Source organism: Rubrivivax gelatinosus, from assembly GCF_004340905.1.
In the GTDB taxonomy this organism is placed as follows: domain Bacteria; phylum Pseudomonadota; class Gammaproteobacteria; order Burkholderiales; family Burkholderiaceae_C; genus Rubrivivax; species Rubrivivax gelatinosus.
Genome location: NZ_SLXD01000007.1, coordinates 49,293 through 70,861, shown reverse-complemented (window position 1 = coordinate 70,861; position 21,569 = coordinate 49,293). Strand labels below are relative to the sequence as shown.

The window sequence follows — 21,569 nt, the reverse complement described above, 5'->3', positions numbered from 1 at the left end:
CGGGCCTCAGCGTACGGCCGTCGCGCCGACGAAGGCGACGCGCGCCTGCGCCGCCTCGATCTTCGCCACGGCGGCGTCCACCGCCGACATCGGCGCCCCCGGCGCGACCTTGATCTCGACGACCAGCTTGGGCTCGGCGGCCCGGCGCGCCGACAGCCCCGCGGCCAGCGCCGCGTCGTCGACCGCCTGGCCTTCCAGCACGTAGGTCCCCGTCGCGGACACCTCGAGCAGCGCGTGCGGCACCGGCGCAGGCACGTAGCAGCCGCCCAGCAGCGCGAGCAGGCCCGCAGCGGCCAGCCGGAGGAACGGACGGGACACCGGATCGCCCGCCATGCTCACTCGCCCTGCCGGCGGCGGAACACCAGCCGGTCCGGCCCCGACGCCTCGGCGTCGAAGGCGTAACCCTCGGCGGCGAAACCCTTCAGCCGCGACGGCGTGCCGATGCGCTGCTGGATCGCCCAGCGCGCCATCAGCCCGCGCGCACGCTTGGCATGGAAGCTGACGATGCGCCAGCGGTCCTGCTTCCACTCCTCGAACACGCAGTCGACGACGCGCGCCTTCAGCGCCGGGCGCAGCGCGGCACGCGAATATTCCTGCGACGCCAGGTTGACGAGCACCGGCGCGGCCTCGTCGGCCTGGCGCTCGTTCAGGTGTTCGGCCAGCGCGTCGCCCCAGAAGGTGTAGAGGTCCTTGCCGCGCGCCGTGGCCACCGCCGTGCCCATCTCCAGCCGGTAGGGCTGCAGCCGGTCCAGCGGGCGCAGTACGCCGTACAGGCCCGAGAGGATGACCAGGTGCTGCTGCGCCCAGCTGAGATCGGCGGTGGCCAGCGAGCCGGCGTCCAGGCCTTCGTAGACGTCGCCGGCAAACGCCAGCACCGCCGGCTTGCTGTTGGCCGCCGTCGCCTCGGGCTCCCAGGCGCCGTAGCGCGCGACGTTGAGCTGGGCCAGCGCGTCCGACAGCGACATCAGCGACGCCACCTCGGCCGGCGTCTTGGTGCGCATCACCTCGATCAGCTCGGCGGCACGCTCGACGAACAGCGGGTCGCTCGCCTTGCGGGCGACGGCGGCGGGCACGGGGGTCTCGTAGTCCAGGCGCTTGGCCGGAGACAGCAGGTAGAGCATCGGCGGTGAAAGGTCAGTGCAGCGGTTCGTCGTCGGCCAGCGCGCCCGGCGGCGCCGAGCCCAGGGCCTCGGCCCAGGTGCGCGCCGGGATGTGGTGGCGCAGGCGGAAGATCGCGCGGTCGACCAGCGCCGGGTGCAGCACGTGGCCCAGGCCTTCGGCGACGTCCAGCGTGGCGTCGCCGTTCAGGCCGGCCAGCGTCTCGAAGGCGCGGCGCGCGTGTGCGGCGTCGATGACCGCGTCGGTGGCGCCGTGGAACAGGTGCAGCGTCGTCAGCCGCGGCGCGCGCGCCGGCAGGCGGGCGAAACGGCCCGAGAACGCGAGCACGCGCCCGGCCAGGCCGTCGCACTGCGCGGCCGTCTCCAGCGCCAGGATCGCGCCTTGCGAGAAGCCGGCGATCGCGGTGGCCGGCGCCGGCACGCCGAGGCGGCGCTGTTCGGCGCGCACCCAGCTCCACAGCGCCGGCAGCGCCTCGGCGACCCGCTCGGGGCGGTTGGTCTCGTCGATGCCGGCGACCGAGAACCACTGGCGGCCGGCGCCGCCGCCGTCGAAAGGCTCGGGCGCGTCGGGCGCCAGCAGCGCGGCCTGCGGGAACTCGGTGCGCAGCGCCTGCGCCAGCGCGGCCATCGACGCGCCGCCGGCGCCCACGCCGTGCAGCAGCAGCAACAGCTGTTCGGGTGCGCCCTGGGCCGGCAGGGATTCGATCGCGAGATGCATGGGAGCGATTGTCCGCGTTCGTGCCAGGGCCCGCCGGCCGCCGGCCGCAAACCCGTCAGTGGAAGTCGCGGCTGCGCGCCTGCAGGCCCTGCAGCAGCGCGGTGTGGTCGACGAGCCGGCGCGCGACGAGGTGGCGCACCTCGCCTTCACGCTGCCAGATGCCGTAGACCGTCAGCAGCGTGCTGCCCAGCAGCGCCTTGCGCTGCGCTTCGGCCACCGCCGGCCAGACGATGACGTTGACGCTGCCGGTCTCGTCTTCCAGCGTGACGAAGACCACGCCCTTGGCCGTGCCCGGCCGCTGGCGATGCGTGACCAGGCCGCTGGCGCGCGCCAGCCGGCCCGAGGGGTAGTCGCGCAGCACCGCCGCCGGCTGCACGCGGCAGGCGGCGAGCGGCTCGCGCAGCAAGGCCAGCGGGTGGCGCTCCAGGCTCAGCCCGGTGGCGCGGTAGTCGGCCAGCACCGACTCGGCGGCGCTGGGCGCCGGCAGCACGAGGGCGGCCTCGTGGGTGCGTGTGGCGCGCAGCAGCGGCGTGGCGCGCGCGTCGATGCCGGCCACGGCCCAGGCCGCCTGGTGACGGTGGCCGGCCAGCGCCGCCAGGGCTCCGGCGTCGGCCAGAAGCGCCAGCTCGCGCCGGTCCAGCCGGGCGCGCCGCGCCAGGTCTTCGGCCGAGGCGAAGGCGCCGTCGGCCGCGCGGGCCGCGACCAGCCGCTCGGCCGCGTCCTGCGGGAAGCCGGTGACGCGGCTGAAACCCAGCCGCACCGCACGCAGCCCCGGCGGCGCGCCGGCGGCCGCGGCCTCGTCTTCCAGCGTCGTCGCCCAGTCGCTGCCGTGCACGTCGACCGGGCGCACGACGACGCCGTGCTCGCGTGCGTCGCGCACCAGCTGCGCCGGAGCGTAGAAACCCATCGGCTGGCTGTTCAGCAGCGCGGCGAGAAAGGCGTCGGGGTGGTGGCGCTTGAGCCAGGCGCTGGCGTAGACCAGCAGCGCGAAGCTCGCCGCATGGCTCTCGGGGAAGCCGTATTCGCCGAAGCCTTCGATCTGCTTGAAGATGCGTTCGGCGAACTCGGCCGTGTAGCCCTTGGCGACCATGCGCCCGACCAGGCGCTCGTGGAACGGCCCCAGCCCGCCCTTGCGCTTCCAGGCCGCCATCGCGCGGCGCAGCCGGTCGGCCTCGCCGGGCGTGAAGTCGGCGGCCAGGATCGCCAGCTGCATCACCTGCTCCTGGAAGATCGGCACGCCCAGCGTGCGCTCCAGCGCCTGCTTGACCTCGGCGCTGGGGTAGTCGACCGGCTCCTCGCCGCAACGCCGCTTCAGGTAGGGATGCACCATGCCGCCCTGGATCGGCCCCGGGCGCACGATCGCGACTTCGATGACCAGGTCGTAGAAGCGCTGGGGCTTGAGCCTTGGCAGCATGCTCATCTGCGCCCGGCTCTCGACCTGGAAGACGCCGATGCTGTCGCCGGCCGAGAGCATGTCGTAGACCGTCTTCTCGTCCTGCGGGATCTGGTGCAGCGCCAGCGGCGCGCCGCGTTTGGCGCCGACGAAGTCCAGCGCGCGCCGGATCGCGCTCAGCATGCCCAGCGCCAGCAGGTCGACCTTCATCAGCCCGAGCGCGTCGAGGTCGTCCTTGTCCCATTGCACGACGCTGCGGTCTTCCATCGCCGCGTTCTCCACCGGCACCAGCTGCGACAGCTCGTCGCGCGCGATGACGAAGCCGCCGGGATGCTGGCTCAGGTGGCGCGGGAAACCGATCAACTGCTCGGTCAGCTCGACCCACAGCCGGCACAGCGGCGCCGCCGGGTCCAGGCCCTGCTCGCGCAAGCGCTCGGGGTCGATGCGCCGGCCGTCGAACCACTGCTGGCCGCGCGCGACCGACTCGATGCGGTCCAGGTCCAGCCCGAGCGCACGGCCGACGTCGCGCAGCGCCGAGCGCGGCCGGTAGCTGATGACGACCGCGGTCAGCGCGGCGCGGTGGCGGCCGTACTTGCGGTAGACGTACTGGATGACCTCCTCGCGGCGCTGGTGCTCGAAGTCGATGTCGATGTCCGGCGGCTCGTTGCGCTCCTCGCTGATGAAACGCTCGAAGAGCAGCGTCGACTTCGACGGGTCGACCGCGGTGACCTCCAGGCAGTAGCAGACCGCCGAGTTGGCGGCGCTGCCGCGGCCTTGGCAGAGGATGCCTTGGTCGCGCGCCCAGTGGACGATGTCGGCGACGGTGAGGAAATAGGGCTCGTAGCCCAGGCGCGCGATCAGCGCCAGCTCGTGCTCGATCTGCGCACGCACCGCGCCGGGCACGCCGGCCGGGAAACGCCGGCGCGCGCCGGCTTCGCTCAGCTCGCGCAGCCAGGAGCTCGGCGTGTGGCCCTCGGGCACGATCTCGCGCGGGTACTCGTACTTCAGCTCGGCGAGCGTGAAGCTGCAGCGCTCGGCGATGGCCAGCGTCGCCGCCAGCCACTCGGGGCGGTACAGCGCCGCCAGCCGCGCGCGCGGGCGCAGATGGGCCTCGGCGTTGGGCTCCAGGTCGAAGCCGCATTCGGCCACCGGGCGCTTCAGCCGGGTGGCGCTCAGCACGTCGAGCAGCGCCTTGCGCGAACGCGCGTGCATCAGCACGCCGCCGGCGGCGAGCACCGGCAGCCCGGCCTGCGCCGCGACACGCGTGACGGTGTCGGCGAGATCGGCATCGTCGGCGTGGTGCAGCAGTTCCAGCGCGACGGCGGCGCGCTCCGGGCCGAACCAGGCCTTCAGCCAGGACGCATGCGCGAACACCGTCTCCAGCGGCTGCGCCGGGTCGGGCAGCAGCAGCGCGATGCAGCCGGGCAGCCCGGCGAGAAAAGGCGCGGTCGGCACGGCGCCTTCGAGGTCGCTGCGCCAGGCGAGGTACTCGCCCTTGGCCGCCCGGCGGCGCGCGACGGTGATCCAGTGCGCCAGGTTGCCGTAACCGCGGCGCGTCTGCGCCAGCAGCACGAGGCGCGGTTCGTCGGCGTCGGGCTGCCCGGGCGGCGGCGCCAGCCGCATCTCGGCGCCGACGATCAGCTTCAGGCCCAGGCGCTGGGCCTCGGTGTGCGCGCGCACGACACCGGCCAGCGAGCCTTCGTCGGTGATCGCCAGCGCCGCATAGCCCAGCGCGTGCGCACGCGCCACCAGCTCCTCCGGGTGCGAGGCCCCGACGAGGAAGCTGAAGTTGCTGCGGCAGTGCAGCTCGGCGTAGGGCGGGAGGGCGGTGGGCACGCGGGCACCGTGCGGAGAGAGACTGTGCTTTTATACAGCACTGCAAGCATCCCGCCGGTCGCATGGCTCGCCGATACTCGCCGCCATGATCGACCCCTCCTCGGCCCTCGGCGACGTGCCGCGTGCGATCCAGCTCGCGCTGGCGCCGGTGTTCCTGCTGACCGGCATCGCCGGCATGCTCAACGTGATGGCTTCGCGGCTGGCGCGCATCATCGACCGCGGGCGCAAGCTGACCGAGGGCCAGCCGCCGCCGGTGGCCGAGCCCTACCTGTCACTGGAACTGCAGACGCTGGAACGCCGCCGGCGCTACGCCGGCGCCGCGATCACCGCCTGCGCCGGGGCCGCGCTGCTGGTCTGCACCGTCATCGCCGCGCTCTTCGTCGAGGTCTACCTGCAGATCAGCCTGCGCGGCGTCGTCGGCCTGCTGTTCACCGCGGCGACGCTGGCGCTGCTGGTCGGGCTGGCCTACTTCCTGCGCGAAGTCCATCTGGCGACCCAGACCGTGCGCATCACCCTGAACCGCCCTCACTGAACCCGTTCGTGCGCCAGACGGTCCGGCTTCAGCGCGGCACCGGCGCGCTGAAATTGCCGCCCGACCCATGCCCGCCCTGGAGATTCATCCACCCGCCGCCGGCGCCGCTCGCTTCGCGGAGGTCAAGAGCGGCTGCGCCGCACGACCTGCCGCCCAGTCCAGCGCGCTGCACAGCAGCCAGTAGACGGCGCCGACGAAGAGGAAGACCTCGGTCGGGTGCACCATCACCCGGGCGTTGACCTGGGTCGCCAGGAAGGACAGCTCGCCGACGCCGACGATGTAGGCCAGCGAGCTGTCCTTGATCAGCGTGACCCACTGGTTGACGAAGGACGGCAGCATCATGCGCAGCGCCTGCGGCAGCACGACGTGGCGCAGCGCACCCCAGCGCGTGAAACCCAGCGCCATGCCCGCCGCCCACTGCCCGCCGCCGACGCCGCGGATGCCGGCGGCCACCGCGTGCGCGAGATAGGCGCCGCCGACCAGCGACAGCGCCGCCATCACCGACAGCACGCCGGGCACGTCGAGGCCGAAGACGATGGGCAGCAGGAAGTAGGTCCAGAAGATCAGCATCAGCACCGGGATCGCACGCAGCAGGCCCAGCACCGCGCTGAGCAGCGCCAGCGCCACGCCGTCGAGCATCACCAGCGCCACGCCCAGCCCCAGGCCCAGCAGCGCCGAGGCGAGGCCCGAGCCGGCCGACAGCAGCAGCGTCAGCAGCGCGCCGCCGGGCGGGCCGTCGGGGAAAGTGCCCCACAGCAGGTAGCCCAGGTCGTCGTGCAGGAACGAGAAGTCCATCGCCTCAGCCTCCCGCGAGACGGCGCTGGCGCCGGCTCTGCAGCACCTGGCCGAAGACCTGCAGCGCGACGATGGCGACGACGTAGAGCAGCGTCGCGACGCCGTAGACCTGGAAGGTCTTCCAGGTCTCGGCCTCGGCCTGGCGGGTGCGGTAGGACAGCTCCAGCAGCCCGATCGCCATGCCCAGCGAGGTGTTCTTCAGGATGTTCATGTACTGGCCCAGCAGCGGCGGCAGCGCGATGCGCAGCGCCTGCGGCAGCACGACGTGGCGCAGCGCCTGCCAGGGCGTCAGGCCGAGCGCGATCGCGGCTTCGCGCTGGCCGGCCGGCACGCCGCGCAGGCCCGAGCGGATGTCCTCGCCGACGTAGGCCGCCGAATAGAACACCAGCCCGGCCGCCGCGGCCAGGAACTCGAACGAGGGCCAGCGCAGCACGAGGCCGCCCAGGGCGAGCTCGTGCGGCGTGTTCAGCCACGGCAGCAGGCCTTCGGGCAGCAGCGCCGGCAGGCCGAAGTACCAGAAGAAGAGCTGCACCAGCAGCGGCGTGTTGCGAAACAGCGAGAGGTAGACGCCGGTGGCGCGCGTCAGCGCCGGCCGGCCGCTCTCGCGCGCGGCGGCCAGCAGCGCGCCGAGCAGCGTCGCGGCGGCGACGACGATTGCCGTCGTCCACAGCGTCATCAACCAGCCGTCGAGCAGCCAGCCGAGGTATTGGGGCGCCAGCAGATCCTGGCGCAGCGCGGGGGGTAACCAGTCCATCCGGAAGTGCGAAAGCCGGGCGCGCGGCAAGGCGGGCCCGGCGGGTTCAAGGCGGCGCTGCCGCCCGGGTTCAGGTCTTGTCGCCGATCTTGAAGATGCGCTCGAGCGGCGTCTTGCTCGTCGGGCCGAACCAGGTGTCGTAGATCTTCCGCGCGCGGCCGTCGGCCTCCAGCTCGAGCAGCGTCTTGTTGACGAACTCGGTCAGCGCCGTCTCGCCCTTGGGGATGCCGACGCCGATGTAGTCCTGCGAGATCGCGAACGGCGGGATCTCGTACTTGTCGCGGTCGGGCACGTTGGCCAGCAGGCCGATCAGCTTGGGGCCGTCCTGCGAGATCGCCTGCACGTTGCCGTTGCGCAGCGCGGTGAAGGCGAACGGCGTGTCGTCATAGGCCACCAGCGTCGCCTGCGGATACTTCTGGCGCAGCTGGATCTCGTTGGTCGTGCCCTTGTCGACGCCGATGCGCAGGCTGTTCAGCTGCTCGGGCGACTTCAGCGTGCCCTTCTTCGCGATGAACTGCGTGCCCGACGCGAAGTACGGGATGCTGAAGCCGACGACCTTGGCACGCTCCTCGGTGATCGTGAAGTTGGCGAAGACCAGGTCGACCTTGTTGGAGGCCAGCAGCGGCACGCGGTTGGCCGGGTTGGTCGGCACGATCTGCAGCTTGACGCCGAGCTTCCTGGCGAAGGCCTCGGCGTAGTCGACGTCCAGGCCGACGATCTTCTTCGTCTTCGCGTCGACGTAACCGAAGGGCGGGTTGGCGTCGAAGGCAGCGACACGCAGCACGCCGGCCTTCTGGATGTCGGCGAGCCGGTCGGCCCAGGCGCCGCTGGCGGCCAGGGCGAGCACGGCCAGCGCAAGGGCCTGCGGACGGACGGATTTCATGTGTTCTTCTCCTCAGATGCGTTGCACCTCCCGCAACGGCTTGTCTAGACGAGAGGCTTCTAATAATCGTAAACCCGTATACAAGCCCATCTTTATTTCATTTCGGAATATGTATACACGGCGCGGCCGGGCCAGCGGCCCGCGAACGGCGCAGGCCAGAATCGGCCACCGGCCACGACCCAGCACCCGATGTCGACTGCGTTCCCGACCCTCGAAACCCCGCGCCTGCTGCTGCGCGAGATCGGCCCCGACGACGCGCCGGCGCTGCTGGCGATCCACGGCGACGCCGAGCACATGAAGTGGTTCGGCACCGACCCGATCACCGAGCTGGCGCAGGCCCGGGCCCTGGTCGAGACCTTCGCCGGCTGGCGCCGCCTGGCCAACCCCGGCACCCGCTGGGGCCTGGTGCGGCGCGACGCGCCCGAGGCGGGATTGATCGGCAGCTGCGGCCTCTTCGCCTGGAACCGCGGCTGGCGCAAGTGCTCGCTGGGCTACGAACTGACGCAATCGGCCTGTGGCCAGGGGCTGATGCACGAAGCGCTGCAGGCGGTGCTCGCCTGGGGCCACGAGGCGATGCAATTGCACCGCGTCGAGGCCCAGGTGCACGAGCGCAACCACGCCTCGCTGGCGCTGCTGCAGCGGCTGGGCTTCGAGCACGAAGGCCGGCTGCGCGAAGTCGCCTGGTGGGGCGGCCGGCCGCACGATCTGCTGATGCTGGCGCGGCTGGCGGGCTCCCGGTTGGCGGGCCCGCCAGCGGCCGCTTAGAGTCGGAGGCCCCAACCGGAGAGGACCGTGATGAAGCTCATCGGCATGCTCGACTCACCCTACGTGCGCCGCGTCGCCGTCTCGCTGCAGCTGCTCGGGCTGCCGTTCGAACACCGCTCGGTGTCGGTGTTCCGCCAGTTCGACGAGTTCAGCGCGCTGAACCCGGTGGTCAAGGCGCCGACGCTGATTGCCGACGACGGCACGGTGCTGATGGACTCGACGCTGATCCTCGACTACGCCGAGACGCTGGCGCGCCCGCGCAGCCTGATGCCCGAGGACCCGGCGGCGCGCGCCCGCGACCTGCGCCTGCTGGGCCTGGCACTGGCGGCGCTGGAAAAAAGCGTGCAGATCGTCTACGAGCGCGGCCTGCGTCCGCCCGAGAAGCAGCATGCGCCTTGGGTCGAACGCGTCACCGGCCAGCTCCAGGCGGCCTGCGGCGAACTCGAACGTGAGCTCGAACGCGCCCCGCTGCCGGCCGCACGCGACGCGCTGCGCCAGGCGGCGGTGACGGCGGCCGTCGGCTGGCACTTCATGCAGCAGCTGCTGCCCGAGCTGCTGCCGGCCGAGCGCTACCCGCAGCTGGCCGCGCTGTCGGCCGCCGCGGAGGCGCTGCCCGAGTTCCAGGCCGCGCCGCACGGCGACGGCACGGTGCAGTCGGCATGACGCCGACGCGCCGTATCGCGCCCGACGACCCGGCCCGCGAGGACGTTCGCGCGCTGCTGGAAGAGCATCTGCGCGACATGCACGCGCAGTCGCCGGCCGAGAGCGTGCACGCGCTCGACGTCTCGCGGCTCAAGCGCCCGGACATCACCTTCTGGACCGTGCGCGAAGGCGACACGCTGCTGGCCTGCGGCGCGCTGCGCGAGCTGGGCCCGGCGCACGGCGAGATCAAGTCGATGCGCACGCCGCGCGCGCTGCGCCGCTGCGGCGCCGGCCGCGCGATGCTGGAGCACCTGATCGCCGTCGCGCGCCAGCGCGGCTACCGCCGGCTGAGCCTGGAAACCGGCTCGACGGCGGCTTTCGAGCCAGCCCACCGGCTGTACGCCAGCGCCGGCTTCGTGCCCTGCGGGCCTTTCGGCGACTACCGGCCCGATCCGCACAGCGTCTTCATGACCCTGGCGCTCTGAGCCGCGCGAACGGTCTGCCCGTCGCGCCGCCGCCACTCGCCCCGGCGGGGGCCCTCGCCGGCAGGCCGGCCGATCCCGCCGCAGGGCGGATGGCCGGGCGCCAGCCGCCCGCCTAGCCTTCGAAGCCTCGGCTGCGGATGTCCCGCACCCCGTCCGGAGGCTTCATGAAACAGCAGGTTGCCCGTCTGTCCCCGCACCAGAACGCCAAGGTGCTGGCCGTGCTCGTCTCCACGATGGCGCTGGTCGCGCTGCTGCCGGTGGCCGCGATCGCGATGGCCTACGGCGCGCCGATGGCACTCGACCCGACGCTGCTGCTCGTCGCCGGCGTGCTCTACGTGCTGCTGAACTATGCGATGACCGCCCTCGCCTGCCTGCTCTACAACGGGCTGGCGCGCGTCGTCGGCGGGCTGGAGTTCGAGGCCCGCGGCGGCGCCGAGACCTGAGGTCGGCGCCGGCGGCGGGCCGGCCCTAGGATGCGGCGTCCGCCGCCCCGCCCCACGCCGTGAACCTCGCCACCACCGCCGCCTTGTTCGTCGTCACCGCGCTGATGGAGATCGCCGGCTGCTTCCTGCCCGCGCTGTGGCTGCAGGGCCGCGCCGGCGCCTGGGTGCTGCTGCCGGCGGCCGCGGCGCTGGCGGCCTTCGTCTGGCTGCTGACGCTGCACCCGGCGGCCTCGGGCCGGGTCTACGCGGCCTACGGCGGCGTCTACGTGGCCACCGCCGTCGTCTGGCTCTGGCTGGTCGACGGCGTACGGCCCTCGGCCTGGGACCTCGCCGGCTCGGCGATCGCGCTGGCCGGCATGGCGGTCATCGCCTGGGGCTGGCAGCGCGGCTGAGGCCGGCATCCGCCGGCCAGGCGACGACTGCGGGCGGTCGCTCGATTAGGCTGGACAGCCACCGCCACCGCCCACCGAGACACGCCGATGCGCCCTGCCCTCGCCGCCGTCGCCACCGCCTTGTCGCTGCTCGCCGCGCCCGGCTTCGCCGCCGAGGAGGCGATGCAGCTCGAAACGCCCACCGGCGCCGTGCACGGCACGCTGCTGCGCCCCGACGACGCACCGCGGCCGCTGGTCGCCTTGATCGTCGCCGGCTCCGGCCCGACCGACCGCGACGGCAACAACCCGATGGCCGGCCGCAACGACTCGCTCAAGCGCCTGGCCCAGGCGCTGGCCGACGCCGGCATCGCCTCGCTGCGTTATGACAAACGCGGCATCGCCGCCAGTGCCGCGGCCGGCTCCGACGAATCGGCGCTGCGCTTCGACGACTACGTCGACGACGCCGCCGCCTGGGCCACGCGGCTGGCGCAGGACGGGCGCTTCGTGGCGGTGGCGATCGTCGGCCACAGCGAAGGCGCGACGATTGCCGCGCTGACCGCGGCCAAGGCGCCGGTGGCCGGCGTCGTCTCGATCGCCGGGCCCGGCGAACCGGCCGCGGCGACGCTGCGGCGCCAGCTCGCCGGGCGGCTGCCGCCCGAACTGGCCGAGCGCAACGAAGCGCTGCTGACGGCACTCGAAGCCGGCCGCCTCGTCGGCGAGGTGCCGCCGGCTCTGGCGGCCTTGTACCGGCCCAGCGTGCAGCCCTACCTGATCTCCTGGTTCCGCCAGCGCCCGGCGGCCGCCGTCGCGGCGCTGCGTGCGCCCTGCCTGATCGTCCAGGGCGACACCGACCTGCAGGTCTCGCTGGCCGACGCCCAGGCGCTGCAGGCCGCGCAGCCGGCCTGCCGCCTGGTGCGCGTGGCCGGCATGAACCACGTGCTGAAGGCCGTGCCCGCGGACCGCCCGCAGCAGCTCGCGTCCTATGCCGACCCGGCGCTGCCGCTGGCCCCCGGCCTGGCCGAGGCTCTGATCCCGTTCCTGAAGGGGCTGGCCGGGCCTTGAGAGCAGCGGGCGGCAGAATCGCCCGATGCCTTCGCGCCTTCGCATCACGCCGCTGCGCCCGCAGCACCTGGACGAACTCGCCGCCGCGCTGCGCCACCCGGCGGTCTACGAACACATCGGCGGCAGCGTGCCGTCGGCCGCCGAGTTCAGGCTCGGTCTGGAACGCGCACTGGCCGGCCCGCCGCAGGGCATCGAGCAGCGCTGGTTCAACTACCTGGTGCGCCACGCCGACTCGCGCACCGTGCTCGGCCGGCTGGAGGCCACCGTCGTCGGCCGCGTCGCCGAGGTCGCCTTCCTGTTCGCGCCCGCGGTCTGGGGCAACGGCTACGCCAGCGAAGGCCTGGCCTGGCTGCACGACGAACTGCGCCGCGAGGCCGGCGACGTCGATTTCTGGGCCACCACGCTGCCGGCCAACCGGCGCTGCCAGGCGCTGCTGCGGCGCGCCGGCTACGCCGAGGTGCCCCCCGCCGTCGCGCCGGTGCTGCAGAGCTACGACGCCGGCGACCTGGTGTTCCACCGGGCCGGCCGGCCGCCCGCACCCGGAGCCGCGACGTGATCCACCACCTGTCGCTCGGCGTGCACGACATCGAAGGCGCCGCCCGCTTCTACGACGCCGTGCTCGGCACGCTGGGCCACGTGCGCGTCTGGACCGACCTGCGCCCCGGCGAGACCGGCCAGGCGCTCGGCTACGGGCCGCCGGGCGGCGGCGACGTGCTGGCGTTGAAGCAGGTCGCGCAGCCCGCGGCCGACATCCCCGGGCAGCACATCGCCTTCGGCGCCGCCACGCACGCCGCGGTCGAGGCCTTCCACGCCGCGGCGCTGGCCCACGGCGGCCGCGACAACGGCGCGCCCGGCTGGCGGCCGGACTATGGCGAGGACTACTACGCGGCCTTCGTCGTCGACCCCGAGGGCCACCGGCTCGAAGCCGTCTGCCGCGCCGTGCGGCCCGGGCCCGGCGCCACGACACCGACCGTCGTCGCGTTCGAGCGCAGCCACCTGCCGGCCGCGCTGGCGCTGTGGCGTGCGATGCCCGGCATCGGGCTCAGCGAAGCCGACGAGCCGGCGGCGCTGGCCGCCTTTCTGCGCCGCAACCCGGGGCTGAGTTTCGTCGCGCAGGACGGCGGCGAACTCGTCGGCACCATCCTCTGCGGCCACGACGGCCGGCGCGGGCTGATCCACCACCTGGCGGTCGCCCCCGGCCGGCGCCGCCGCGGGCTGGGCCGTGCGCTGCTGGACGCCGCGCTGGCGGCGCTGCAGGCCCAGGGCATCGGCAAATGCCACCTGATGGTCTTCGCCGACAACGCCGAGGGCCTGGCCTTCTGGCGGCGGCAGCAGGCCATCGAGCGGGTCGAACTGGCGCTGCTGTCGATCGCCACCGGCGGCCGCCAAGGCGGCTGAGCCGATGCGCGTCGTCGTCATCGGCACCAGCGGCGCCGGCAAGTCGACCTTCGCGAAACGGCTCGCGGCGCGGCTCGGCGTGCCGCGGGTCGAACTCGATGCGCTGCACTGGCTGCCGGGCTGGACCGCGCGTGATCCGGACGACTTCCGCGCCCGTGTCGCCGAGGCGGTGGCCGGCGAGGCCTGGGTGGCCGACGGCAACTACAGCGTCGCGCGCGATGTGCTGTGGCCGCGGGCGACCGACATCGTCTGGCTGAACTACGGCCGCCACGTCGTCTGGCCGCGGGTGCTGAGGCGCACCGTCGCACGGGTCGCCGGCCGGCAGGAACTCTGGGCCGGCAACCGCGAGAGCTTCCGCCAGGCCTTTCTGTCGCGCCAGAGCATCCTGCTGTGGTCGCTGACGACCTTCGCGAAGAACCGCGTGAAGTACGCCGAGCTGCGCGCCGACCCGCGCTGGGCCGGCCTGCGCTGGCACGAGCTGCGCACGCCGCGCGAGGCCCAGGCCTGGCTGCGGGCCCGGTCGCCGCAAGGCGAGGCCCGGCGCTAAGCTCGCCGCGATGGACAAGGCCCCGACCGCTCCCGAAGACGGCCGCACACAGCCGCCGCCCCTGGAGCTCCGCCCGCTGGTGCCCGCCGACCAGCCCCGCCTGTGGCACTGGCTGCACGTCGCACTCTGGGATCCGCCGCCGGCCGGCCCGCGCCCGATCGAGGTGCTGCAGCTGCCCGCCGTGCGCATCTACGCCGAAGACTGGGGCCGCCCGGGCGACGTCGGCGTAGTCCTGCGGGAAGCCGGTGCCGACGCCGGGGCCTGCTGGATGCGCCAGGTGGCCGACGGCCAGGGCCTGGCCTGGGTGGACGAGACGACCCCGCAGCTGGGCATCGCGCTGGAGCCGCCGTTCCAGCACCGCGGCCTGGGCGAGCCGCTGATGCGCGGCGCGCTGGCGGCGGCACGCGCGGCCGGCGTGCGGCAGGTGTCGCTGACCGTGCACCCCGAGAACCCGGCACGCCGCCTGTACGCACGCTGCGGCTTCGTCGACGTCGGCGCGCGCCGCGACTACCGGCTGATGCTGGCGCGGCTGGACGAACACGGCTGAAGGAGGCCGCAGATGCTGCACCACGTCGAGCTCTACGTCGGCGACCTGCAACGCTCCACCGCCTGCATGAGGATCGGGCGGCGACGTAGCGGCACCGCCGATTCCGGGACCGACAGGCGTCACGCCACCGGCGTATGCTGCGCCCGCCCACGGGAGGACCGTCGATGATCAGCCCCGAGTTCCTGCTCACCTCGCTCGTCGTCGTGCTGGTGCCCGGCACCGGCGTCGTCTACACGGTCTCGACGGGCCTGGCGCAGGGCCGGCGCGCGGCCTTGTTCGCGGCGCTGGGCTGCACGCTGGGCATCGTCACGGTGCTGGGGCTGGCGGCGCTGATGCACGCCAGCGCGCTCGCCTTCCAGGCGCTGAAGTTCGCGGGCGTGCTGTACCTGCTCTACATCGCCTGGGCGACCTGGCGCGACAGCTCGGCTTTCGCGGTCGACGGCAGCCTGGCGCGCACGCCGGCCTCGGGCCTGGTGCTGAAGGCCTTCCTGCTCAACATCCTGAACCCCAAGCTGACGATCTTCTTCCTCGCCTTCCTGCCGCAGTTCGTCGACGCGCAATCGGCGCGGCCGATGCTGCAGCTGCTGGCGCTGGCCGGCGTCTTCATGGCGATGACCTTCGCCGTCTTCGCGGTCTACGGCGCGCTGGCGCATGCCTTGCGCGCCCGGGTCATCGGTTCAGCGCGTGTGCAGGCCTGGCTGCGGCGCGGTTTCGCCGCCACCTTCGCCGGCCTGGGCCTGCGGCTGGCGACGAGCGATCGCTGACGTCGGCGATGCGCCTCGTTCGCCCGACGCTGGAACACCTGCCCGGCTACACCGCCGCGCTGCAGGCCGGCTGGTCGGCCGACACCGAGCGCGGCGCCGACGCGGCGCGCGAGGAGCTCGCCGCGATCGAGCGCGCGCCGGCGGTCTTCGTCAACCTGCTCGAAGACCGCCAGGGCCGCGGCGCGCCGGTGACGCTGCCCGACGGCAGCCAGGTCGCGCGGCTGCCGGGGTTCCGCCTCTGGATCTGGGACGACGAAGGTTTCGCCGGCGTCATCGGCCTGCGCTGGCAGCGCGGCACGCCCGAACTGCCGCCGTACTGCCTGGGCCACATCGGCTACTCGGTCGTGCCCTGGAAGCGCCGCCGCGGCCACGCCACCGCGGCGCTGCGGCAGATGCTGCCCGAAGCGCGCGCCGTCGGCCTGCCCTGGGTGGACATCACGACCGACCCCGACAACCTGGCCTCGCAGCGGGTCATCCTGGCCAACGGCGGCGAGCTCGTCGAACGTTTCACGAAGCCGCAACAGTTCGGCAGCACGCCCGGGCTGCGCTGGCGCATATCGCTCGCCCTCGCCTGAACAGGAGCTCGCAATGACGCTGCAGACCGAAGAGATCAAGGCCTTCGTCCCGGCATGCGACTTCGCGCGTTCGCTGGACTTCTACCAGGCGCTGGGCTTCGAGCTGCGCTGGACCGACGGCGAGCTCGCCTACCTCTGCCACGGCGACTGCGCCTTCCTGCTGCAGGCCTTCGCCGCGCCGGATTTCGCTGCCAACTACCAGATGCATCTGCAGGTGCTGGACGTCCAGGCCTGGCATGCGATGGCGCAAGGCGTCGCCGAGCGCTTCGGCAGCTCGATCGGCACGCCCGAGGACCAGCCCTGGGCGATGCGCGACTTCACGCTGTTCGACCCCTCGGGCGTGCTCTGGCGCATCGCGCAGCGGCTGCCGCGCACCGACCTGCCGGCCTGACGGCCACCCCGGCGGGCACGCCCGCTGCCCGCGCCGCGGCGCCCGCCACCCGAGGAGCCGACGATGACCGACCGCACGATCCACCTGCACCGCGTGCTGCGCGCCCCGGCCGACAAGGTCTTCCGCGCCTTCACCGAAGCCGACGCGCTGCTGCGCTGGCTGCCGCCCTACGGCTTCACCTGCCGCGTCGAGACGCTGGACGTGCGCCCCGGCGGGCGTTTCCGCATGAGTTTCCGCAACTTCGGCCACGGCGGCGTGCATTCGTTCGGCGGCGAGTACCTGGAGGTCGATCCCGGCCGGCGCCTGGTCTACACCGACCGTTTCGACGACCCGGCGCTGCCCGGCGAGATGCGCACCACGGTCAGCTTCGCGACGGTCAGCTGCGGCACGGCGCTGGCCGTGCAGCAGAGCGGCATCCCGGACGCGATCCCGCTGGAGATGTGCCACCTGGGCTGGCAGGAGTCGCTGGCCCAGCTCGCCTGGCTGGTGGAGCCCGAGATCCCGGCCTGAGCGGCGGGATCGGTTAGCGTCGCCGCATGGCACGCTTCTCCCTGATCCCCGAAGTCCACCTCGTGCTCGTGCGCGATGGCCACGTGCTGCTGCTGCAGCGCGCCAACACCGGTTATGCCGACGGTCTGTACAGCCTGGTCGCCGGCCACGTCGACGGTGGCGAACCGGCACGCGCCGCGATGGCGCGCGAAGCGCTCGAGGAGGCCGGCCTCGTCATCGCACCCGAGGACCTGCGCCTGGTGCACCTGATCCACCGCCGCAGCGACAACGAACGTCTGTCGATGTTCTTCGCCGCCGAGCGCTGGCAGGGCGAGCCCGAGAACCGCGAGCCGCACAAATGCAGCGAGCTCGCCTGGTACCCGCTGCAGGCGCTGCCCGAGGCGATGGTGCCCTACGTGCGCCACGCGCTGGCTCGCATCGCCGACGGCGAGCCGTACTCCGAGTTCGGCTGGGACGATGGGCGCTGAACACGCGCCCCCCGCCCGGGTGCGCATCGGTGGCCTCGACGGCGCCGGGCTGCTGGCCGAGCTGCAGCGTGCCGGCGTCGCGCTGAACGAGCGTGCGCTGGCGCTGCTGGCATCGCCGGCCTTCCAGGACCTTGTGCCGCAGCAGACGGTCGTGCCGGGCATCGACGACGTCGCCGGGCTGGGTTTCGCGCAAGGCGCCACCTGGCCCGAGCTGCTGGCCGCCGCCGCACGCCGCGGCTGGCATCCGGCACCGCTGGCGCTGGCGCCCTGGCTGCGCGGCGACCAGAGCGACGACCTGCACGTCTGGGATCCGGCCGACCGGCTGGCCTTCGCGATCGATTGAACCTCGCCCAGGGGGGCCGCCAGCCTCGGGCGGCGGTCAGAATCCCGCAATGCCCAGAGCGTCGAGCGCCCGCCGAGCCATCCGCACCATCGCCGCCATCGAGGCCGCCAAGGGCGTGGTGGTGCTGCTTGCCGCCACCGGGCTGCTGTCGCTGCTGCACGCCGACCTCGGCGCGCTGGCAGCGCGGCTGGTGCGCTACTCGCACCTGAACCCGGCGTCGCACTACCCGCGGATCTTCATCGACGCGGCCTCGCAGCTGCAGACGCCGCGGCTGCTGTGGCTGGCGCTGGGCGCGATCGCCTACGCCGTGCTGCGCCTGCTGGAGGGCTGGGGGCTGTATCACGAACGGGCCTGGGCCGAGTGGCTGGCCGCCGGCAGCGGCGCGGTCTACGTGCCGATCGAGCTGGCCGAAGTGCTGCACCAGCCCACGGCCCTCGGCCTGGGCGTGATGGCGGCCAACATCGCCGTCGTCGGGGTGATGGTGATGGCGCTGCGGGCGCGGCGCGCGGCGGCACACGTTCGCTGAGGAAGGCCATGCACGACGCGCACGAACTCAACCGCCGCTCCTACGACGCCATCGCCGCCGACTGGGAGGACGCACGGACGAGCCTGTCGGACGCCGAAGCGCGGCTGCTCGACGGCCTGCTCGACGGGCTGCCCACCGGGGCGCGGGTGCTCGACCTGGGTTGCGGCACCGGGCGGCCGATGGCCGAGGCGGTGGCCGCGCGCGGGCTGCAGGTCACCGGCATCGACCAGTCGGCGGCGATGCTGGCGCGCTCGCGCGCTCGCCTGCCGGGCCACGACTGGCGGCTGGCACGGCTGGAGGACTTCGAGCCCGACGGGCCTTACGCCGCGGCACTGGCCTGGGACTCGCTGTTCCACGTCCCGCGGGAAGCCCACGCCGGCATCCTGCGCCGCGTGCGCGCCGCGCTGGCGCCCGGCGCAGGCTTCATGCTGACGGTGGGCGGCTCGGCGCACCCGGCCTTCACCGACACGATGTTCGGCCACGAGTTCTTCTACGACTCGCACCCGCCCGAGACCGCCTGCGCGCTGCTCGAGGCCGAAGGTTTCGCCGTCGTGCTGCACGAGTTCCTGAACCGGCCGACCGAGGGCCGCGACAAAGGCCGCGTCGCGATCGTCGCGCGGGTCGCCTGAAGCGGGGTCACACCGAGTCACGGCCGGGCTATCCTGCGCGCCGCGGCCCGCGCCGCCGGGGCCGACAGTCGGCGCCGGGCGCGAGCCGCCAACCCACCACACCGCGATGAAGCTCCGTAACGCCGCCCGCGCGGCCGCCGCGCTGGCCCTGGCCGGCACCGTCTGCGCCCCCGCGCTGGCCAGCCCCGCACTCGATGCCGTGTCGACCTGCATGACCGACAACACCACCGGCAAGGACCGCAAGGACCTGACGCGCTGGATCTTCATCGCGATGGCCACGCACCCGAGCCTCGAGGACCTGAGCCAGGTCAGCATGGCCGCGGCCGACGAGTCGCAGCGCCGCGTCGCCGAGATCGTCACCCAGCTCGTCACCGTGCGCTGCGCCGACCCGGTGCGGGCGCTGATGAAGGCCGAAGGCGGCGAGTCGCTGGGCAAGGCCTTCGAGGTGCTGGGCCGGGTCGCGTTCATGGAGCTGACGACCAACCCCGCGGTGGCCCAGTCGCTGCAGGGCTACATGCGTTACCTCGACCGCCAGCGTTTCGAGCAGGCGTTCGCGCCGCGTTGAACACGCCGCGACAAGAAGCGCCGCGCGTCGGCGTCGGCGTCATCGTCGTGCGCGACGGCCTCGTGCTGCTGGGCCGGCGCCTGGGCGCGCACGGCCTGGGCACCTGGGCGCCGCCGGGCGGCCACCTGGAGTTCGGCGAGACGCCGGAGGACTGCGCGCGCCGCGAGCTGCAGGAGGAGACCGGCCTGGTCGCGCGCGAGGTGCTGGCCGCGACCTGGGTGAACAACGTCTTTGCCGACGTCGGCCGGCACTACGTGACGCTGATCACCGTCGTGCCCGCGGCCGACGGCGAGCCGCGCGCGATGGAGCCCGAACGCTGCGCCGAATGGCGCTGGTTCTCGTGGGACGCGCTGCCCCAGCCGCTGTTCGCGCCGGCGGCCAGCGTGCACGCCTCGGGCTGGCGGCCACCGGGCGTCTGACGCGGCGTAGCATCGGCGGCTTTGCCTCGTCTGCCTGCGCGATGCTGATCTACGCCAACCCCCGCCACGCGGCCCACGACGGGCGCCAGGAGATGTTCCGCGGCAAGCTCGTGCCCTGCCACGAGGTGCCGGCGCGGCTGGAGCACGTGCTGGCCGAACTCGGCCGCCGGCCGCTGGGCGAGATCCAGGCGCCGCCGCCGCTGCCGCGGGCGCTGCTGGAGTCGGTGCACTCGCCGCGCTACCTGCGTTTCCTCGAGACCGCCTGGGACGATTGGCTGGCGCTGGACCCGGCCCACGCCGCGCTCGACGCGCTGCCCTCGGTCTGGCCGGTGCGCGGTTTCCGTGCCGATGTCGAGCCCGAGAACTTCGCCGCCCGGCTGGGCCTGTACTCCTTCGACGCCGGCACGCCGCTGACCGCCGGCACCTGGGCCGCGGCCGAAGCCGGCGCGGCATGCGCCGCGGCGGCGGCCACGGCGGTGACCGGCGGCGCCCGCGCCGCGCTGGCGCTGACGCGCCCGCCGGGCCACCACGCCGGCCACGATTTCTTCGGCGGCTACTGCTTCGTCAACAACGCCGCGGTCGCCGCGCAGGCGCTGCGCGACGGCGGTGCACACCGCGTCGCGGTGCTCGACGTCGACTACCACCACGGCAACGGCACGCAGAGCCTGTTCTACGAACGTGCCGACGTGCTCACGGTGTCGATCCACGGCGACCCGCGCACCGAATACCCGTTCTACCTCGGCCACGCCGACGAGACCGGCGCCGGCCATGGCCTGGGCTGCAACCTGAACCTGCCGCTGCCCGCCGGCACCGACTTCGCCGGCTGGCGCCAGGCGCTGGACGCGGCGCTGGCGCGCATCGCCGCCTTCGCGCCCGACGCGCTGGTCGTCGCGCTCGGTGTCGACACCTACGAGGGCGACCCGATCTCGCGTTTTCGCCTCGCCAGCGCCGACTACCTGAGGGTCGGCGCGGCCGTCGCCGGCGCCGGGCTGCCGACGGTGTTCACGCTCGAAGGCGGCTACGCCGTCGCGGCGATGGGCGTCAACGTCGTCAACGTGCTCGAAGGCTTCGAGACGGCGGCCCGGTGAACGCCACCGACCCGCTGTTCACGACACCGCGTCTGGCGGTGCGGGCACTCGCGGCCGGCGAAGTGCCGGCCTTGCAGGCGCTGCTGGAGGCCTGCAGCGACTTCTACGTCCTGGTCGGCGGCTTGCCGCCGGGGCCGGACGAAGCCGCCGAGATGTTCGCCGAACGCCCGCCCGAGCACCTGAGCTGGACGCGCCACTGGTGCGCCGGCGCCTTCGAGCCCGACGGCGCGCTGGCCGGGGTGCTGCTGGTGATCGCCGACCTCGGCACGCCGGGCTGCTGGCACACGGCGCTGTTCCTGCTGCACCCGCGCCAGCGCGGCACCGGCGCCGCGGCCGAGCTGCACGCGGCGCTCGAAGCCTGGGCGCGGGAGCAGGGCGCACGCTGGCTGCGCCTGGGTGTCGTCGTCGGCAACGAACGCGCCGAACGTTTCTGGCGCCGCTGCGGCTACGAGGCCCTGCGCACGCGGCCGGTGGAGGCCGCCGACGGCAGCACGCGCACGACGACGGCGATGCTCAAGTGCCTGGGCGACGCCGGCGTCGGCGAGTACCTCGAACGCGTGCCGCGCGACCAGCCCGGCTCGACGCTGCCATGAGCCTGCATCCGATCGGCGCCGTCGGCAGCCTGGTCCTGGAGGCCGTGGGCTGGCTCGTCGACCGCCTGCGCGCCTTCGCCTGGCGCGACCTCGAAGGCCGGCACCACGAGTTCCGCCACGTCCCGATCGACATCGTCGAAGGCAACGGCGCCGAACGCTGGCTGCGCCTGGACCACGTGCGCCGCGTCGTGCCCGACCTGCCGCTGTTCCCGTCGCTGCGCCACCGCCACCCGCGCGGGCTGCGGCGTGACGACGACGGCGGTGTCGAACGCATCGAGGCGCGCACGCTGCGCCGCGAGCTGACGCAGGCCCAGGCGCTGCGCACGCGGCGTTTCCTGGTCTGGCTGGACCGCGTCGTCATCGACCCCGCCGAACGCCGCGAGCGCATGCGTTCTCCCTCCTGAACCCTT

The 21,569-nt window shown here is 73.6% G+C and carries 31 protein-coding genes and 1 pseudogene; 25 read left to right on the top strand and 7 right to left on the bottom strand.

The window, feature by feature from the left end; genetic code table 11:
• Nucleotides 1-6: 6 nt before the first annotated feature.
• From EV684_RS12095 to EV684_RS12080, 4 genes are read right to left on the bottom strand one after another with little or no spacing between them, the layout of a single operon-like run.
• On the bottom strand, nt 7-318 hold the full coding sequence (locus EV684_RS12095; protein WP_132647540.1) for a hypothetical protein: 312 nt from the start codon (nt 316-318) through the stop codon (nt 7-9).
• A 17-nt stretch (nt 319-335) separates the two neighbouring features.
• On the bottom strand, nt 336-1,121 hold the full coding sequence (gene yaaA / locus EV684_RS12090; protein WP_132647539.1) for a peroxide stress protein YaaA: 786 nt from the start codon (nt 1,119-1,121) through the stop codon (nt 336-338).
• A 13-nt stretch (nt 1,122-1,134) separates the two neighbouring features.
• Nucleotides 1,135-1,836 (bottom strand): esterase, encoded by a 702-nt coding sequence (gene ypfH, locus EV684_RS12085; RefSeq protein WP_132647538.1) that lies wholly within the window; start codon nt 1,834-1,836, stop codon nt 1,135-1,137.
• A 55-nt stretch (nt 1,837-1,891) separates the two neighbouring features.
• Nucleotides 1,892-5,065 carry an error-prone DNA polymerase gene (locus EV684_RS12080; protein ID WP_132647537.1) on the bottom strand — a complete coding sequence of 1,058 codons (3,174 nt, stop codon included), beginning with the start codon at nt 5,063-5,065 and terminating at the stop codon, nt 1,892-1,894.
• Nucleotides 5,066-5,150: 85 nt separating this feature from the next.
• Between EV684_RS12080 and EV684_RS12075 the strand changes: the two genes are divergently transcribed.
• Nucleotides 5,151-5,597, top strand: coding sequence for a DUF2721 domain-containing protein (locus EV684_RS12075; protein ID WP_132647536.1), 447 nt, complete (start codon nt 5,151-5,153; stop codon nt 5,595-5,597).
• Nucleotides 5,598-5,681: 84 nt separating this feature from the next.
• Here the strand turns inward: EV684_RS12075 and EV684_RS12070 are convergent, their stop codons facing one another.
• From EV684_RS12070 to EV684_RS12060, 3 genes are all read right to left on the bottom strand, one after another.
• Nucleotides 5,682-6,392, bottom strand: a complete 711-nt coding sequence (locus tag EV684_RS12070; RefSeq protein ID WP_132647535.1) for an amino acid ABC transporter permease — start codon at nt 6,390-6,392, stop codon at nt 5,682-5,684.
• A 4-nt stretch (nt 6,393-6,396) separates the two neighbouring features.
• A complete protein-coding gene (locus tag EV684_RS12065) occupies nt 6,397-7,146 on the bottom strand; it encodes an amino acid ABC transporter permease (RefSeq protein ID WP_132647534.1) in 750 nt (249 codons plus the stop codon).
• 70 nt (nt 7,147-7,216) lie between these two features.
• Entirely contained in the window at nt 7,217-8,029 is an 813-nt protein-coding gene (locus EV684_RS12060; protein ID WP_132647533.1) for an ABC transporter substrate-binding protein, read from the bottom strand.
• A gap of 189 nt (nt 8,030-8,218) precedes the next feature.
• On the opposite strand from EV684_RS12060, the gene EV684_RS12055 reads away from it, so the two are divergent.
• The 24 genes and pseudogenes from EV684_RS12055 to EV684_RS11945 all read left to right on the top strand — a co-directional run bounded on the left by EV684_RS12055 (nt 8,219) and on the right by EV684_RS11945 (nt 21,563).
• Nucleotides 8,219-8,794 carry a GNAT family N-acetyltransferase gene (locus EV684_RS12055; RefSeq protein ID WP_132647532.1) on the top strand — a complete coding sequence of 192 codons (576 nt, stop codon included), beginning with the start codon at nt 8,219-8,221 and terminating at the stop codon, nt 8,792-8,794.
• A 30-nt stretch (nt 8,795-8,824) separates the two neighbouring features.
• On the top strand, nt 8,825-9,457 hold the full coding sequence (locus tag EV684_RS12050; protein ID WP_132647531.1) for a glutathione S-transferase family protein: 633 nt from the start codon (nt 8,825-8,827) through the stop codon (nt 9,455-9,457).
• Nucleotides 9,454-9,921, top strand: a complete 468-nt coding sequence (locus tag EV684_RS12045) for a GNAT family N-acetyltransferase (protein WP_132647530.1) — start codon at nt 9,454-9,456, stop codon at nt 9,919-9,921. Before EV684_RS12050 ends, EV684_RS12045 begins: the two co-directional genes overlap by 4 nt.
• 164 nt (nt 9,922-10,085) lie before the next feature.
• A complete protein-coding gene (locus EV684_RS12040; protein WP_132647529.1) occupies nt 10,086-10,364 on the top strand; it encodes a hypothetical protein in 279 nt (92 codons plus the stop codon).
• Nucleotides 10,365-10,423: 59 nt separating this feature from the next.
• The gene (locus EV684_RS12035) at nt 10,424-10,756 is read left to right on the top strand and encodes a YnfA family protein (protein WP_132647528.1); all 333 of its coding nucleotides are present in this window, start codon (nt 10,424-10,426) and stop codon (nt 10,754-10,756) included.
• A gap of 87 nt (nt 10,757-10,843) precedes the next feature.
• Entirely contained in the window at nt 10,844-11,797 is a 954-nt protein-coding gene (locus tag EV684_RS12030; RefSeq protein WP_132647527.1) for an alpha/beta fold hydrolase, read from the top strand.
• A 25-nt stretch (nt 11,798-11,822) separates the two neighbouring features.
• Nucleotides 11,823-12,353, top strand: a complete 531-nt coding sequence (locus EV684_RS12025; RefSeq protein ID WP_132647526.1) for a GNAT family N-acetyltransferase — start codon at nt 11,823-11,825, stop codon at nt 12,351-12,353.
• Nucleotides 12,350-12,730, top strand: a pseudogene (locus EV684_RS24375) (VOC family protein); the annotation flags it as partial. The gene EV684_RS12025 and the pseudogene EV684_RS24375, both read left to right, overlap by 4 nt.
• Nucleotides 12,731-12,823: 93 nt before the next feature.
• Complete coding sequence (locus EV684_RS24370) at nt 12,824-13,195, top strand: GNAT family N-acetyltransferase (RefSeq protein ID WP_242478653.1); 372 nt, start codon at nt 12,824-12,826, stop codon at nt 13,193-13,195.
• Nucleotides 13,196-13,199: 4 nt separating this feature from the next.
• The gene (locus EV684_RS12015) at nt 13,200-13,742 is read left to right on the top strand and encodes an AAA family ATPase (protein ID WP_132647524.1); all 543 of its coding nucleotides are present in this window, start codon (nt 13,200-13,202) and stop codon (nt 13,740-13,742) included.
• A gap of 10 nt (nt 13,743-13,752) precedes the next feature.
• On the top strand, nt 13,753-14,289 hold the full coding sequence (locus EV684_RS12010; RefSeq protein WP_132647523.1) for a GNAT family N-acetyltransferase: 537 nt from the start codon (nt 13,753-13,755) through the stop codon (nt 14,287-14,289).
• Nucleotides 14,290-14,453: 164 nt separating this feature from the next.
• Entirely contained in the window at nt 14,454-15,053 is a 600-nt protein-coding gene (locus EV684_RS12005) for a LysE family translocator (protein ID WP_132647522.1), read from the top strand.
• Nucleotides 15,054-15,061: 8 nt separating this feature from the next.
• Nucleotides 15,062-15,628 (top strand): GNAT family N-acetyltransferase, encoded by a 567-nt coding sequence (locus EV684_RS12000; protein WP_132647521.1) that lies wholly within the window; start codon nt 15,062-15,064, stop codon nt 15,626-15,628.
• Nucleotides 15,629-15,641: 13 nt separating this feature from the next.
• On the top strand, nt 15,642-16,019 hold the full coding sequence (locus EV684_RS11995; RefSeq protein WP_132647520.1) for a VOC family protein: 378 nt from the start codon (nt 15,642-15,644) through the stop codon (nt 16,017-16,019).
• A 63-nt stretch (nt 16,020-16,082) separates the two neighbouring features.
• The gene (locus EV684_RS11990) at nt 16,083-16,529 is read left to right on the top strand and encodes an SRPBCC family protein (protein ID WP_132647519.1); all 447 of its coding nucleotides are present in this window, start codon (nt 16,083-16,085) and stop codon (nt 16,527-16,529) included.
• 26 nt (nt 16,530-16,555) lie between these two features.
• On the top strand, nt 16,556-16,996 hold the full coding sequence (locus EV684_RS11985; protein WP_132647518.1) for an NUDIX hydrolase: 441 nt from the start codon (nt 16,556-16,558) through the stop codon (nt 16,994-16,996).
• The gene (locus EV684_RS11980; RefSeq protein ID WP_132647516.1) at nt 16,986-17,339 is read left to right on the top strand and encodes a hypothetical protein; all 354 of its coding nucleotides are present in this window, start codon (nt 16,986-16,988) and stop codon (nt 17,337-17,339) included. Before EV684_RS11985 ends, EV684_RS11980 begins: the two co-directional genes overlap by 11 nt.
• A 49-nt stretch (nt 17,340-17,388) precedes the next feature.
• Nucleotides 17,389-17,865: a DUF2127 domain-containing protein gene (locus EV684_RS11975; protein WP_132647514.1), complete on the top strand. Its 477-nt coding sequence runs from the start codon at nt 17,389-17,391 to the stop codon at nt 17,863-17,865.
• An 8-nt stretch (nt 17,866-17,873) separates the two neighbouring features.
• On the top strand, nt 17,874-18,494 hold the full coding sequence (locus EV684_RS11970) for a class I SAM-dependent methyltransferase (RefSeq protein ID WP_132647512.1): 621 nt from the start codon (nt 17,874-17,876) through the stop codon (nt 18,492-18,494).
• 106 nt (nt 18,495-18,600) lie between these two features.
• On the top strand, nt 18,601-19,059 hold the full coding sequence (locus EV684_RS11965) for a hypothetical protein (RefSeq protein ID WP_132647510.1): 459 nt from the start codon (nt 18,601-18,603) through the stop codon (nt 19,057-19,059).
• Nucleotides 19,056-19,478, top strand: coding sequence for a nucleotide triphosphate diphosphatase NUDT15 (locus EV684_RS11960; protein ID WP_132647508.1), 423 nt, complete (start codon nt 19,056-19,058; stop codon nt 19,476-19,478). Before EV684_RS11965 ends, EV684_RS11960 begins: the two co-directional genes overlap by 4 nt.
• A 41-nt stretch (nt 19,479-19,519) precedes the next feature.
• Nucleotides 19,520-20,566, top strand: a complete 1,047-nt coding sequence (locus EV684_RS11955) for a histone deacetylase family protein (RefSeq protein WP_132647506.1) — start codon at nt 19,520-19,522, stop codon at nt 20,564-20,566.
• Nucleotides 20,563-21,159, top strand: a complete 597-nt coding sequence (locus EV684_RS11950) for a GNAT family N-acetyltransferase (protein WP_132647504.1) — start codon at nt 20,563-20,565, stop codon at nt 21,157-21,159. The genes EV684_RS11955 and EV684_RS11950 overlap by 4 nt, the downstream gene beginning before the upstream one ends.
• Nucleotides 21,156-21,563 carry a hypothetical protein gene (locus tag EV684_RS11945; RefSeq protein ID WP_132647502.1) on the top strand — a complete coding sequence of 136 codons (408 nt, stop codon included), beginning with the start codon at nt 21,156-21,158 and terminating at the stop codon, nt 21,561-21,563. The genes EV684_RS11950 and EV684_RS11945 overlap by 4 nt, the downstream gene beginning before the upstream one ends.
• The last annotated feature ends 6 nt before the right edge of the window (nt 21,564-21,569 follow it).